A 12,775-nucleotide genomic window follows, 5' to 3' on the forward strand; every position below is an offset into this window, starting at 1 on the left:
GCCCGGCATCCATGGATGCCGGGCCCCGCCCGTTTTTTCGCCTCAGCCGGCCAGGAACCGGGAGAGGAACTCCCGGGTGCGCGCCTGCCGGGGGTTGGAAAAGACCTGCTCCGGCGCGCCCGATTCGCAGATCACGCCGTCGGCCATAAAGACCACCTGATTGCTCACGTCTCGGGCGAAGGCCATCTCGTGGGTGACCACCAGCATGGTCATGCCGCCGGCGGCCAGCTCCCGCATGACCGAGAGCACCTCCCCCACCATCTCCGGGTCCAGGGCGGAGGTGGGCTCGTCAAAAAGCAGCACCTCCGGCTCCATGGCCAGGGCCCGGGCGATGGCCACCCGCTGGCGCTGGCCGCCGGAGAGCTGCCGGGGCCGGGCATCCACGTAGGGGGCCATGCCCACCTGGTCCAGGTAGCGCAGGGCCCGTGCCCGGGCCTCCTCCCGGCCCAGGCGGAGCACCTTCCGCTGGCCCAGCATGCAGTTTTCCAGCACGTTCAGGTTGGAGAAGAGGTTGAAGGACTGGAACACCATGCCCACCCGGCTGCGGTAGGCCGAGGGGTTCACCCCACGCCCGGCCACGTCCCGGCCGTGGAAGCGGATCTCCCCCTGGCTGGGGGTCTCCAGCAGGTTGATGCACCGCAGCAGGGTGGACTTGCCCGAGCCGGAGGAGCCGATGATGCTGGTCACGTCCCCGGGGCGGACGGTAAAGTCGATGTCCCGCAGCACCTGGTGCTTGCCGAAGGACTTGGACAGGTGGCGGATCTCCAGAATGGGTTGGTTGTCCATCACGCCGCACCTCCCTTGTCCGCGTAGCGGTAGGTGCCCGCCGTCAGGGTCAGCGGGTCGGCCTGCACCAGCTCGTAGTCGCTGCTGCCCTCCAGATGCCGCTCCAGCAGCCGCAGCAGGAAGGAGGAGACCAGGGTCAGGGTCAGGTAACCCAGCATCTCAATGGCGGCCGAGGGGAAGTAGAGGTTGTTGACGCCGGTGATGTAGCGGTGGAAGGCGAAGAACTCCGTAAAGCCGATGATGAACATCACCGAGGAATCCTTGATGTTGATGATGAAATTGTTGCCGATCTGGGGCAGGATGTTGCGCAGGGCCTGGGGGAGGATGACGCACGTCATGGTCTGGACGTGGTTCATGCCGATGGCCCGGGCCGCCTCGGCCTGGCCCGGATCGATGGAGAGGATGCCGCCCCGCACCGACTCGGCCATGTAGGCCCCCGTGTTGATGGACACGATGAGGATGGCGGCGGCCCAGATGCTGTCAAAGTGCATGGAGTTGTTGGTGAAATAGGGCAGGCCGTAGTAGATGAACACCGCCTGCAGCACCATGGGGGTGCCCCGGAACACCTCCACATACAGCCGGACCACGGCCCGGATCAGCCCCAGCAGCACCCGCCGGGCCAGGGGGTCCCGGGGGCTGGAGGGGATGGTGTTGAGAATGCCGCACACCAGCCCGATGAGACAGCCGATGGCCGTGGCGGCCAGGGCCAGCAGCAGGGTGCTGCGGATGCCGCCCAGATAGGACAGGGCGTACTTGCTCCACAGCAGGGCCATGTCCTGGCCCAGAGCGAGGAAGCGGTCCATTGCCTTACACCTCCGGCTGGACGGCGATGGCGTCGTCCATCAGGGCGTTGAAGTCCTCCCGGGTCATGGGGGAGAGCACCGCGTTCATGGCGTCCAGCAGCACGGTGTTGCCCTTGGCCACCGACATGCCGATGTTGATGTTCTCGGCCTCCTCCTCCGGGGTGGCGAAGGTGAAGTTGTCCTCGGTGCCGTTGAAGTCCAGGATCACCAGGTCCGGGTCCTTGGCTACGGCCCCCTTGGCGGTGGGCACGTCGGTGCAGATGAAGTCCACGGTGCCGGTCTGCAGGGACATGATCATGGCCGGGGCGGTGTCAGCGGGGGGCTGGATCTGGGCGTCGGGGATCTGGGGCAGGCAGGTGTCGTACCAGTTGGTGCCCGACTGGGCGGTGCACACGCCTCCGGCCAGATCGGAGATGCCCTGGGCGTCGGCGTAGGGACTGTCGGCGGTGGTGACGCAGACGATGTCCGCGTAGTAGTAGGGCCCGGCCATGTCCACCTCCGCCATGCGCTCGGCGGTCATGGACTGGCCGGCGATGATGGCGTCCAGCGTGCCGCTCTGCAGGGCGGGGATCAGGGAATCCCAGGCGGTGGAGACCACCTCCAGCTCCCAGCCGTTGGCATCGCAGATCTTCTGGGCGACCATCACGTCGTAGCCGTTGGCGTAGGCGCCGGGCACGTTGGAGATGGGCACGGCCCCGTTGGAGTCGTCCGTCTGGGTCCAGTTGTAGGGGGCGTAGGCACACTCCATGCCTACGGTGAGCACCCCGTCCTCCACGCCGCTGGGCACGGCGGAGGGGGCGGCGGAGGCCGCAGGGGCCGACGAGGGCGCCGCGGGCGTGGCGGCGGCGCCGGTGGCGCCGTCCGAGCCGCAGGCGGCCAGGGTCAGGGACAAAGCGGCGGTCAGGGTCAGGGCGGTGATGGTGTTTCTTCTCATGTTTGTTTCCTCCAGTCGAGTTGTTTGGCGCTCTTGGACAACAAAAAACGCCATGAACCTTCCTGGTGGAAGCGTTCATGGCGGCAAGAGAGCATCGACAAACAGACCCCTCCTCCCAAATGGGAAAGAGCGGCGGAAACCTATGCCCAATGCCTCAATGATAGCGCTCCACACAGTTGATATGTGGCAGTCCGTGAGATCTTATCCCAACGGCCCAGGCTACCGGTCCTCAGGCAAACGGCCGGCCCTTCGGCGGTATGGCCCTTTCTCCGGCGGGGTGCCTGCCCCAGTCTGCCGGATACTCTTTCCATCCCGCGCCTCTATCATTGCAGCGGTCGCGAACCCCGCAACAATTGGTTCTTGGGCAATATTGTAGGCTGTACCGGAGGGGAAAGTCAATTGGAGGCTCCTCCAGCTTTCTATACGACAGCGTATAAAAGTTCGTAAGAAGTTATAAAAAATGCGGGACGGAGGATCCGTCCCGCAGAGAGGGAGAGATGATTCTCAGTGCTTGGCCGTGTTCAGCACAGTCACGTCGTCCTTGCCCACGATCAGGGTGCGCCAGATGAAGATGACCAGGAACACCGCCGCCGCCACGATGCCCACAGGGTAGGCGATGGAGGTGGACAGGTTCAGGCACTCGGGGGCCTGGAGGAAGTAGGTCACCGACACGGCGGACATAAAGGTGGCCGGCAGGGCCGCGATAAAGCAGGCCTTGGGGGGATAGCCGAACTTGTGCAGGAACACCGCGCCGGTCCACAGCACGATCATGGCCAGGGTCTGGTTGGCCCAGGAGAAGTAGCGCCACAGCGCGTCCCAGGGCAGGGCCAGGGCGATGACGGCGCCCACCGCCAGCAGAGGCACGGACAGGGCGGCGCGGGGCCCGATCTTGGACTGGTCGATGTGGAACCAGTCGGCGATGGTGAGCCGGGCGGAGCGGTAGGCGGTGTCGCCGGAGGTGATGGGGCAGGCGATGACGCCGATCATGGCCAGCACGCCGCCCACAGGGCCCAGCAGGGTGGTGGAGATGTCGTACACCACATCCCCCGCGCCGCCGGCGGCGATGGCCTGGGTCAGGCCGGTCATGCCGTCCAGCAGGGAGCCGTGGTTGGTGTAGAAGGTCACGCCGGCGGCGGCCCAGATCAGGGCGATGACGCCCTCGGCCACCATGGCGCCGTAGAAGATGCTGCGGCCCTGCTTCTCACTGGTGATGCAGCGGGCCATCATGGGCGACTGGGTGGCGTGGAAGCCGGAGATGGCGCCGCAGGCCACGGTGACGAACATCATGGACCACTTGGGCAGACCGTCGGGGTGCACCACGGTGAAGGCCGCGGCGGTGAGCTCCGGCATGTCGCTGCCACGGGTCAGGACGATGGCGCCGCCGATGCCCGCGGCCATGATGATCAGGCACACGCCGAAGATGGGATAGAGCTTGCCGATGATCTTATCGATGGGCAGGAAGGTGGCCACAAGGTAGTAGAGCATGATGACCACCAGCCAGAACATGGTGCCCAGCGCGTCGGGGGTCAGCTCGGCCAGCAGGCCGGCGGGGCCCACCGAGAAGTTGACGCCCACCATCACCAGCAGCACCACCGAGAACACCCGCATGATAAAGGTGATGACCTTGCCCATGTAGAGGCCCACGACCTCCGAAATGGACTTGCCGTCGTTGCGCTCGCTCATCATGCCGGAGAGGAAGTCGTGTACGCCGCCGCCCAGGATGGTGCCGAAGACGATCCAAAGGTAGACGACCGGCCCCCAGCAGGCGCCGGACAGAGCGCCGTAGATGGGGCCAAGACCTGCGATGTTCAGCAGCTGGACAAGAAAAATGCGCCAGGGTTTCATGGGGACGTAATCCACACCGTCGGGATGCGCCACAGCAGGGGTGGGACGGTCATCCACGCGGAAGATCTTCTCGACGAGCTTGCTGTACGTCATGTAGCCGACGATGAGGAGCACCAGACAGACAAAGAACGTGATCATAGTGTTCCACCTCGTAATCAATGGGCCCGGGGCCCGGAATCAAAAAAGGGCAGAAAACGGAACAGAAGCGGCCGGCCGTACCGCCCCTTCCCGAAAGCGCCCTCATTATAGTTCCGCGCCGAAAAAAGTCAATGGTGAAAATCACGAAAATTTCGACCCGGCACGATTGCAGGCCGGGGGCGGGTATGGTATACTTTTTTTCGATCAGACCCGGAAAAACCGGGAGAAAAGAGGATGAAATGCCATGGAGCATACGATAAAAGCGGTCGTCCTGGCGGCCGGAAAGGGCACCCGCCTGCGCACCGAGGGAGTGGATCTGCCTAAGGTCCTGCGGCAGGCCGACGGGCGGCCCCTGCTGGGCTATGTGCTGGAGGAGCTGTCCTTCCTGGACCGGGAGGACGTGGTACTGGTGGTGGGCTACGACCGGGAAAAGGTGGTCGCCGCCTTCCCCGACTACCCCCACGCCGTGCAGGAGCCCCAGCAGGGCACCGGCCACGCCGTGCAGTGCGCCCGGCAGGCCCTGGAGGGCTTTGCGGGCAGCGTGCTGGTCTGCTACGGGGATATGCCCCTCATGCGCCGGGAGACCTACGAGTCCCTGCTGGAGACCCACCGCCGGGAGGGCAACGACTGCACCCTGCTCTCGGCGGTGTCCGACGAGGAGCTGCCCTACGGCCGCATCGTCCGGGACGGGGAGGGGCGCTTTGCCCGCATCGTGGAGGACAAGGACTGCACCCCGGAGGAGAAGGCCATCCGGGAGCTCAACGTAGGCGTCTACGTCTTTGAGGCCGGCCCCCTGTGGCAGGCCCTGGACCAGCTGCGCCCCAACAACGCCCAGGGGGAATACTACCTGACCGACGCCCCAGCCTACATCCTGGCCAAGGGCGGCCGGGTGGGGGCCTGCCCCACCTGCACCGCCGAGGAGATGCTGGGCGTCAACACCGTGGAGCAGCTGGCCCAGGTGGAGCAGATCGTCCGCCGCCGGCAGGGCCGGGGCTGAGCCGGCCATGTCCCAGCCCAACGACCTGCGCCTGGCGGTGCTCATCGACGCGGACAACGCCCCCCGCTCCGCCCTGGGCGACGTGATGGCCGAGGTGGCGGTGTACGGCACCCCCACCATCAAGCGCATCTACGGGGACTGGACCACCCCCAACCTGGCCTCCTGGAAGCCCCTGCTGCTGGAAAACGCCATCACCCCCGTCCAGCAGTACAGCTACACCACCGGGAAGAACTCCACCGACTCGGCCATGATCATCGACGCCATGGACATTTTGTACACCGGCCAGGTGGACGGCTTCGTGCTGGTGAGCAGCGACAGCGACTTCACCCGCCTGGCCATCCGCCTGCGGGAGGCGGGCAAGAAGGTCTACGGCATGGGGGAGAAAAAGACCCCCAATCCCTTCATCGTGGCCTGCGACAAGTTTGTGTATATCGAGGTCATCCGCTCCACCGCCGAGCAGGCCCGGGCCGAAGAGGCCGCCCGGACCGAACCGGCCAAGGAGCCCGCCAAGCCCAAGAAAAGCGGCAAAAAGAAGCCCGAGGAGGCCCCCGCCCGGGAGTCCGAGCCAGCCGCCCGGGTGCCCCAGAACGTGGTGACCCTCATCGCCGACTCGGTGGAGATGCTGGCCGACGAAGAGGGCTACGCCTTTATGGGCGAATTGGGCAATTTGCTGGTAAAAAAACAGCGGGACTTCGACCCCCGCAACTTCGGCTTTTCCAAGCTGACCCAGATGATCAAATCCCTTCCACGCTTTGAGGTGGATGTACGCCAGACCAGCCTGCCCCACGTCAAGCACATCTTCGTGCGGGACCGGGAGGCAAAGTAAAACGACCGGCGCGCGGATTTCCGCGCGCCGGTTTTGCTTGACAAAACGATAAGACAATTGTAAAATGCGAATATAGACAAATGTCTAAAGGAGGAGTGGACATGGAACATCTGCCCGACGCGGAACTGGAGGTCATGCAGGCCCTGTGGAGACAGGAGGAGTATCCCGCCTCCTCCGCCGCAGTGATGGCGGCCCTGCCGGGAAAGCGGTGGCAGACCGCCACCCTCATCAAGCTGCTCTCCCGGCTGGAGGAGCGGGGCTTCGTCCGCCGGGAGAAGCAGGGGCGCAGCAACCGCTACACCCCGCTGGTGGCCCGGGGGGACTACCTGGCCCAGGAGAGCCGGGACTTTTTCCAGCGGCTCCACGGCGGGTCCCTGCCCAGCCTGGTGGCCGCGCTGATGGACAGCCCGGACCTCTCCCAGCGGGAGCGCAGGGAGCTGGAGGAGATTTTGAAAGGAGGGGAGTAGGATGACAGGCATCCTGGCCGCCCTGGCGGAGGTAAGCATCAGCATGGGGGCCCTCATCGCCCTGCTGCTGGCCCTGGGGCCGGTGTGGAAGGGCCGGTTCCGGCCCCAGTGGCGCTGCTGGGTCTGGCTGCTGGTGGCCCTGCGCCTGGCGGTCCCCCTCAACGTGAGCCTGCCCCGGGCCCCGGTCCGGCTGGAGGTCCCCGCACCGGCGGCGGCGGAGCCGGCCGTCCTTCCGGCCCGGCCGGAGCAGCCGGCGTCCCTGCCTCAGGCGGCGGAGGAGCGCCCCGCCCCCCGGGTGACGGCGGAGCAGGCCCTGGCCCTGGTGTGGGCCGCCGGAGCGGGGGTGGTGCTGGCGGTACAGCTGGGCAGCTATGTCCGCTTCCGCCGGCGGACCCGCCGGTGGTGCACGCCGGAGGGGCAGTATGAGGGCCTGCCGGTGGAGGGCTGCGCCCTGCTGTCCTCCCCGGTGCTGGTGGGGCTGGCGCGGCCGCGCATCCTCCTGCCCGAGGGGGTGGAGGGGGAGCGGCGGGCCTTCGCCCTGGCCCACGAGGCCATGCACGCCAGGCGGCGGGATCTGTGGTACCAGCTGCTGCTGGTGTGGGTGTGCGCCCTGCACTGGTTCAATCCCCTGGTGTGGCTGCTGCGCCGGGCGGCGGAGCGGGATTTGGAGATCGCCTGCGACGCGGCGGTGCTGGCGGGGAAGGACCGGGCCTGGCGGCAGCGGTACGGCAGGGCGCTGCTGAGCTTTGTGCCCGCGGGGGGACCGGCCCCCCTGACCAGCTCCTTTACCGGCGGGGCCCGGGGGCGCAGGGAGCGCTTTTCCGCCCTGATGCAGGCCGGGCGCACCCGCCGGGGGCGGGCCGCCCTGGCGCTGGTGCTGTGCGCCTGCCTGCTGGGGGGCGGCCTGGTGGCCTGCACCGCCGATCCCCAGGAGAGTCCGGCCCCGGCGGAGAGCCAGACCCCGGCCGTGGAGAGCCCCGCCCCGGCGGAGGGGAACGGCACGGTGGCGGCGGTGGTCCACGGGGTGGATGCCGGGGCGCGGCGCATCCTCTACACCGAGGACGACGGCGCGGTGGGCGAGGACAGCCCCTGGCAGGAGGCCGAGGTGGACGCCGAAGCCGGAGATCTGGAGGAGCTGGAGCGGCAGGTGGGGCTCATGAGCAGTTGGGGCCTGAGCTGCACGCTCACCTTCCGGGACGGGCGGGTGACCGCCATCCAGACCGGAGAGTTGGCCGACGGGAGCTATTACGTCGGCCGGCTGGACACGGAGGAGGGCGGGGACTTCTTCACCGCCCGGGTCTACGAGCTGGACCCCGACACCCGGCAGATGACCCGGGCGGCGGGGGAGCAGTGCTTCCGCCTGGCGGAGGACGCGGCCCTCACCCTGGCCGATGGCACCGTGTGGACGGGGGACCTCCAGTCGTTTCTGGAGGACTTCGCCCGGGACGAGCAGGCCCTCCGGGAGGAGGGCAGGCGCTACCAGGTGGTGCCCAGCCCCTATGTGCTCACCCTGCGGGCCCAGGTGTCCGGCGGGGTGGTCACCGCCCTGGAGCGGATGGCTCCGCCGGAGAAGTGAGGGGGAACACGCTGCCCACGGCCAGCAGGGAGGCGGCCAGGTCGGCCCGGTAGTCGGGGGCGGCGGAGTCCAGACTGTTGAGGACCACGCCGTCGCTCCCCGCCCGGGCGGTGGAGTGGATGTACCGCTCCTGCCCCAGGTAGAGGGCGATGTGGCCGGGGAAATAGAGCAGGTCCCCCGGCTGGCGCTGGTCGAAGGGGATGGGGCGGGCGGCAAAGCCCTCCACCAGCCGGGCGTCCCGGTAGAGGAGCACCCCGCTGAAAAACCAGGCCATGAAGGTCAGCCCCGAGCAGTCGATCCCCGACGGGGACTTGCCCCCCCAGCGGTACTGGGTGCCCAGGTAGGAGCAGGCCCGCTCCACCGCCCGCCGGCGCAGTTCCTCCTGGGGCAGCGCGGGGGGTACAGCGTAATATGGGACCAAAAGACTCCGTTTTGTATAGCCCTCCCGGCCGTCCGGGAGGGTGATTTTTTGCCAGCCCCCCTCCGGCTCCCTCACCGGGGCCGTAAGGGACCCCCGGGGCAGGGTGGCCAGCAGCAGGGCGTCTACCTCCGGGCGGGCCAGCACGTCGGCAAAGGCGGCCCCCACCGCCAGCTGCCGGGCCGGAACGCCGTCGGGGGCGGCCGTCAGGGCGTGGGCGGGCAGATAGCCCTCATAGCGGTAGTGGGTGCGCACCCGGAGCCAGCCGCCGGCCGCCTCCTCCAGCGGCTCCACCGGCCAGCCACACAGCACCTCGTCCGTCCGCTCGGCATCGGCGGAGGGGGCGGCGCGCAGGGGACAAAGGGGCAGTTGTACGAGCAGATGCATGGAAATCCCTCATTTCTCACAGGCGGTGATGAATCGGTCCGGTTTATGGGACTTGGTTTGTGCTAGACTGGGAGGCGAAAAGGAGGGGAGCGCCATGGCCAAACGGGCCAATCAGAAGGAAAAGCTGCTGCTGCTGTGGCGGCTGCTGTGGGAGCGCACCGACGAGAGCCACCCCATGCGCCTGCAGGAGCTCATCGACGCTCTGGCCGGGGCGGGCATCCGGGCCGAGCGCAAGAGCATCTACACCGACATCCAGGCCCTGCGGGCGGCGGGGGTGGACGTGCGCAGCCGGAAGGGGCGGCAGGCGGGGTGGTACCTGGGCAAGCGGCCCCTGGACCTGGGGCAGCTCAAGCTGCTGACCGACGCGGTGCAGCTGTGCCCCCTGGTGCCCGCCGGGCGGGCCGAGGAGCTCTCCGCCGCTCTGTCCGCCCTGGCCAGCACCCACCAGGCCGGACAGCTGCGCCAGCGGCGGGTCCGGGTGGACCGGCGGGCGGCGGAGCTGGACAAAGGGCTGTGTTCCAACGTGGATAAACTCCATACGGCGATCACAAATCGAAAAATCGTCCTGTTTCAATACCCGGAGTATAGGGAAAAAGCCAATGAAGCGGTTTCCGCGCGCTGTCTGGTGGACCCGGCGGAGCTGCTGTGGACCCAGGGGCACTATACCCTGGCGGGGGTGGACCAGCACACCGGACAGGCCGGACGCTACCGGGTGGACCGGATGGAGGGGCTGGTGGTCACCGCGCTGACGGGGGCGGGTCCGGACCGGACAGTATATGCGCCCGCCCCGGAGGAGATCACCCTGCGCTGCCGGGCGGAGCTGGCCGGGGCGGTGCGGGACCGCTTCGGGCCGGAGGTATCCTTCCGCCCCGGGGAGGAGGGGTGGTGCACCGCCGCGGTGTCCACGGCGGTGGACCCGGCCTTTCTGGGGTGGCTGTTCGCCCTGGGGGAGGGAGCCTACATCGCCGGGCCCGACTGGGCGGCCCGGCGGATGCGGGAGCAGCTGGCCGCCGCCGCCGCCCGGTACTGAAACGCGACGGCCGGCCCGGGCACTGCCCGGGCCGGCCGTTTGGTCACGTCCAGCTCTGCCAGATCTCGGGGCAGTAGCCCACGGTGGCCTGCCGCCCGTTGCGGACGATGGGGGTGCGCAGCAGCCGGGGGTCCTCCAGCAGCTTGTCCAGCTTGTCGGCGTCGTAGGCCAGGTAGTTGAGCAGGGCCGCGTCGGGGTGCTTGGGGTCGATGAGGGCCGCCAGGCCCACGGCGTTCACCACGCTCTTGAGCTCCCCGGGGCTGATGCCGTATTTCACCAGGTCCACCGACTGGAATTTGATCCGCCGCTCCTTGAAGTACCGCTCGGCCTTCTTGGTGTCAAAACACTTGCTCTTGCCAAAGATCTGAATGTTCATCCTTCACTCTCCCACGTAGACGAAGCGGGGGCCGGAATAGCCCTCCCGCTCCACATGCTCGCCCCACATGTCCGCCGGGCGGACCCAGAGGCCCCGCTCGCCGTAGAGCGCCTGATAGACCACCATGGGCTCCCCGGTCTCCGAGTGGCGGGCCAGAGCCAGCACCCGGTATTCGTTGCCCTTGAAGTGGCGGTAACGGCCGGGCCGCACAGGATACGTGTCCATGGAACACCGCCTTTCTCATTGCGTGTTCCCATTGTACCACGGCGCGGGAGAGAAAAAAAGGTATACTTTTTTTCGCAGGCGTGGTATACTAAGACTATCATTTTGGCTTTATGCGCGGCTACGCGCTTTGAATAAGGCAGGACACAGCAGACGGATTGGGACGGTGGTATTCTCCTTTTTCCCGGCGAGGCAGGGCCGGGACGAGCGGGAACTTCCACCGCCTTTGCATGAACGCCATTTCCCGACGCCCGTTGTCCTTATAAGACACAGATCGAGACAACAAAGGAGTGTTTCAAGACTTTTATGGCTGAAAAACTGAAGATTATTTCCCTTGGCGGCCTCAACGAGATCGGCAAGAACCTGACCGTGTACGAGTACGGCGGGGATATGATCCTGGTGGACGTGGGCATGGGGTTCCCCGATGGCGATATGTACGGCATCGACGTGGTCATCCCCGACTTTACCTACCTCATCAAGAACAAGGATCGCATCCGGGGCATCTTCCTCACCCACGGGCATGAGGACCACATCGGCTCCATCCCCTACCTTCTGCGGGATGTGAACGCGCCCATCTACGCCACCCGGATGACGGCGGGACTGGTGAAGCTGAAGCTGGAGGAGCACCGTCTGGTCAGCAAGACCAAGCTCATCACCTGCGAATCGGGCGAGGTGGTGAAGGCGGGCAAGTTCAGCGTGGAGTTCATCCACGTCAACCACTCCATCGCCGACGCCTGCGGCTTTGCCATCAAGTGCGCCGTGGGCACCGTGATCCACACCGGCGACTTCAAGATCGACCCCACCCCCATCCAGGGCGGGATGATGGATCTGGGCCGGCTGGGGCAGCTGGGCAAGGAGGGCGTGCTGGCCCTGCTGGCCGACTCCACCAACGTGGAGCGCCCCGGCTTCACCAAGAGCGAGCGCAGCGTGGGCGACTCCTTTGACGCGCTCTTCCGGGGCTGCCAGCAGCGGATCATCGTCACCACCTTCGCCTCCAACGTGGACCGCATCCAGCAGATCATCGACGTGGCGGCCCGGTACGGGCGCAAGGTGGCGGTCACCGGCCGTTCCATGGAGAACGCCATGAAGGTCTCCACCGAGCTGGGGTATATGCATATCCCCGACGGCGTGCTGGTGGATCTGGCCCACATCAAGGGCCTGCCCAAGCACAAGGTCTGCATCATCACCACCGGCAGCCAGGGGGAGACCATGTCCGCCCTCACCCGTATGGCCTTCAACACCCACCGCCAGGTGGAGATCCAGGCCGGCGACCGGGTCATCATCTCGGCCTCCGCCATCCCGGGCAACGAGCATTCCATCGGCAGCGTCATCAACGAGCTCTACCGCAAGGACGCCGAGGTGGTCAACGAGCGCCTGGGCGCCCTGCATGTGTCGGGCCACGCCTGCCAGGAGGAGCTGAAGATCATCCACGCCCTGGTCAAGCCCAAGTTCTTCATCCCCGTCCACGGCGAGCAGCGGATGCTCAAGACCCATGCCAAGCTGGCCCAGCAGATGGGCATGCCTCCCAAGAACATCATCATCAGCGACATCGGCAAGGTCATCGAGCTGACGGCCAACTCCGCCCGCATCAACGGCACCGTGCCCGCCGGGCGGGTGTTCGTGGACGGCTACGGCGTGGGCGACGTGGGCAGCGTGGTGCTGCGGGACCGCAAGCACCTGGCCGAGGACGGCATGATCGTGGTGGTGGCCTCCATGTCCGGGGAGGACGGCTCCCTGGTCTCCGGGCCGGACATCATCACCCGCGGCTTCGTCTACGTCAAGGAGTCCGAGGAGCTCATGGAGGAGCTGCGCCGGGTGGCGGTCAACGCCCTGGAAAAGTGCCAGGGGGAGAGCCTGGGCGACTGGGCGGCCATCAAATCCGAGATCAAAAACGCCATGTCCAATTTCCTCTACAAAAAGACCAAGCGCAACCCCATGATCCTGCCTGTCATCATGGAGGTATAAGCAGA

13 protein-coding genes and 1 riboswitch are annotated in these 12,775 nt (G+C 66.8%); of the genes, 6 read left to right on the forward strand and 7 right to left on the reverse strand.

Features of this window, described 5'->3' with window-relative positions; genetic code table 11:
- Positions 1 to 42 precede the first annotated feature (42 nt).
- The 4 genes from WMO45_RS12165 to WMO45_RS12180 all read right to left on the reverse strand — a co-directional run bounded on the left by WMO45_RS12165 (position 43) and on the right by WMO45_RS12180 (position 4,506).
- On the reverse strand, positions 43 to 786 hold the full coding sequence (locus WMO45_RS12165) for an amino acid ABC transporter ATP-binding protein (protein WP_349141063.1): 744 nt from the start codon (positions 784 to 786) through the stop codon (positions 43 to 45).
- Positions 786 to 1,589, reverse strand: a complete 804-nt coding sequence (locus tag WMO45_RS12170) for an amino acid ABC transporter permease (RefSeq protein ID WP_349141064.1) — start codon at positions 1,587 to 1,589, stop codon at positions 786 to 788. The genes WMO45_RS12165 and WMO45_RS12170 overlap by 1 nt, the downstream gene beginning before the upstream one ends.
- A 4-nt stretch (positions 1,590 to 1,593) precedes the next feature.
- Entirely contained in the window at positions 1,594 to 2,523 is a 930-nt protein-coding gene (locus tag WMO45_RS12175) for a transporter substrate-binding domain-containing protein (RefSeq protein ID WP_349141065.1), read from the reverse strand.
- A gap of 153 nt (positions 2,524 to 2,676) precedes the next feature.
- Positions 2,677 to 2,854: riboswitch (Lysine riboswitch) on the reverse strand.
- 173 nt (positions 2,855 to 3,027) lie between these two features.
- On the reverse strand, positions 3,028 to 4,506 hold the full coding sequence (locus WMO45_RS12180) for a carbon starvation CstA family protein (protein ID WP_349141066.1): 1,479 nt from the start codon (positions 4,504 to 4,506) through the stop codon (positions 3,028 to 3,030).
- A gap of 244 nt (positions 4,507 to 4,750) precedes the next feature.
- Here WMO45_RS12180 and WMO45_RS12185 point away from each other — a divergent pair, with 244 nt between their 5' ends.
- The 4 genes from WMO45_RS12185 (at position 4,751) to WMO45_RS12200 (ending at position 8,372) form a co-directional block, all read left to right on the forward strand.
- Positions 4,751 to 5,503: an NTP transferase domain-containing protein gene (locus WMO45_RS12185; RefSeq protein ID WP_349141067.1), complete on the forward strand. Its 753-nt coding sequence runs from the start codon at positions 4,751 to 4,753 to the stop codon at positions 5,501 to 5,503.
- Between the two features lie 7 nt (positions 5,504 to 5,510).
- Positions 5,511 to 6,329: an NYN domain-containing protein gene (locus WMO45_RS12190; RefSeq protein ID WP_349141069.1), complete on the forward strand. Its 819-nt coding sequence runs from the start codon at positions 5,511 to 5,513 to the stop codon at positions 6,327 to 6,329.
- Between the two features lie 101 nt (positions 6,330 to 6,430).
- Positions 6,431 to 6,796 carry a BlaI/MecI/CopY family transcriptional regulator gene (locus WMO45_RS12195; protein WP_349141070.1) on the forward strand — a complete coding sequence of 122 codons (366 nt, stop codon included), beginning with the start codon at positions 6,431 to 6,433 and terminating at the stop codon, positions 6,794 to 6,796.
- A 1-nt stretch (position 6,797) separates the two neighbouring features.
- On the forward strand, positions 6,798 to 8,372 hold the full coding sequence (locus WMO45_RS12200; protein ID WP_349141071.1) for a M56 family metallopeptidase: 1,575 nt from the start codon (positions 6,798 to 6,800) through the stop codon (positions 8,370 to 8,372).
- On the opposite strand, the gene WMO45_RS12205 is transcribed toward WMO45_RS12200, so the two are convergent.
- The gene (locus tag WMO45_RS12205) at positions 8,335 to 9,177 is read right to left on the reverse strand and encodes a C40 family peptidase (RefSeq protein ID WP_349141072.1); all 843 of its coding nucleotides are present in this window, start codon (positions 9,175 to 9,177) and stop codon (positions 8,335 to 8,337) included. The two genes, WMO45_RS12200 and WMO45_RS12205, sit on opposite strands and share 38 nt — an antisense overlap.
- A 94-nt stretch (positions 9,178 to 9,271) precedes the next feature.
- On the opposite strand from WMO45_RS12205, the gene WMO45_RS12210 reads away from it, so the two are divergent.
- On the forward strand, positions 9,272 to 10,207 hold the full coding sequence (locus WMO45_RS12210; RefSeq protein WP_349141073.1) for a helix-turn-helix transcriptional regulator: 936 nt from the start codon (positions 9,272 to 9,274) through the stop codon (positions 10,205 to 10,207).
- A gap of 43 nt (positions 10,208 to 10,250) precedes the next feature.
- Here WMO45_RS12210 and WMO45_RS12215 read toward each other — a convergent pair whose 3' ends face one another.
- Together WMO45_RS12215 and WMO45_RS12220 are read right to left on the reverse strand one after the other, a co-directional pair.
- Complete coding sequence (locus WMO45_RS12215; RefSeq protein WP_349141074.1) at positions 10,251 to 10,583, reverse strand: arsenate reductase family protein; 333 nt, start codon at positions 10,581 to 10,583, stop codon at positions 10,251 to 10,253.
- Positions 10,584 to 10,586: 3 nt separating this feature from the next.
- Entirely contained in the window at positions 10,587 to 10,808 is a 222-nt protein-coding gene (locus WMO45_RS12220; RefSeq protein ID WP_349141075.1) for a DUF1653 domain-containing protein, read from the reverse strand.
- Between the two features lie 303 nt (positions 10,809 to 11,111).
- On the opposite strand from WMO45_RS12220, the gene WMO45_RS12225 reads away from it, so the two are divergent.
- Positions 11,112 to 12,770: a ribonuclease J gene (locus tag WMO45_RS12225; protein WP_349141077.1), complete on the forward strand. Its 1,659-nt coding sequence runs from the start codon at positions 11,112 to 11,114 to the stop codon at positions 12,768 to 12,770.
- The last annotated feature ends 5 nt before the right edge of the window (positions 12,771 to 12,775 follow it).

The sequence above is a fragment of the Flavonifractor hominis genome (assembly GCF_040095835.1).
Lineage (GTDB): Bacteria > Bacillota > Clostridia > Oscillospirales > Oscillospiraceae > Flavonifractor > Flavonifractor hominis.

Excerpts from the sequence above, each read along its gene's own strand:
- WMO45_RS12165 (WP_349141063.1), bottom strand. The coding sequence starts at position 786 with ATGGACAACCAACCCATTCTGGAGATCCGCCACCTGTCCAAGTCCTTC.
- WMO45_RS12170 (WP_349141064.1), bottom strand. The coding sequence starts at position 1,589 with ATGGACCGCTTCCTCGCTCTGGGCCAGGACATGGCCCTGCTGTGGAGC.
- WMO45_RS12175 (WP_349141065.1), bottom strand. The coding sequence starts at position 2,523 with ATGAGAAGAAACACCATCACCGCCCTGACCCTGACCGCCGCTTTGTCC.
- WMO45_RS12180 (WP_349141066.1), bottom strand. The coding sequence starts at position 4,506 with ATGATCACGTTCTTTGTCTGTCTGGTGCTCCTCATCGTCGGCTACATG.
- WMO45_RS12185 (WP_349141067.1), top strand. The coding sequence starts at position 4,751 with ATGGAGCATACGATAAAAGCGGTCGTCCTGGCGGCCGGAAAGGGCACC.
- WMO45_RS12190 (WP_349141069.1), top strand. The coding sequence starts at position 5,511 with ATGTCCCAGCCCAACGACCTGCGCCTGGCGGTGCTCATCGACGCGGAC.
- WMO45_RS12195 (WP_349141070.1), top strand. The coding sequence starts at position 6,431 with ATGGAACATCTGCCCGACGCGGAACTGGAGGTCATGCAGGCCCTGTGG.
- WMO45_RS12200 (WP_349141071.1), top strand. The coding sequence starts at position 6,798 with ATGACAGGCATCCTGGCCGCCCTGGCGGAGGTAAGCATCAGCATGGGG.
- WMO45_RS12205 (WP_349141072.1), bottom strand. The coding sequence starts at position 9,177 with ATGCATCTGCTCGTACAACTGCCCCTTTGTCCCCTGCGCGCCGCCCCC.
- WMO45_RS12210 (WP_349141073.1), top strand. The coding sequence starts at position 9,272 with ATGGCCAAACGGGCCAATCAGAAGGAAAAGCTGCTGCTGCTGTGGCGG.
- WMO45_RS12215 (WP_349141074.1), bottom strand. The coding sequence starts at position 10,583 with ATGAACATTCAGATCTTTGGCAAGAGCAAGTGTTTTGACACCAAGAAG.
- WMO45_RS12220 (WP_349141075.1), bottom strand. The coding sequence starts at position 10,808 with ATGGACACGTATCCTGTGCGGCCCGGCCGTTACCGCCACTTCAAGGGC.
- WMO45_RS12225 (WP_349141077.1), top strand. The coding sequence starts at position 11,112 with ATGGCTGAAAAACTGAAGATTATTTCCCTTGGCGGCCTCAACGAGATC.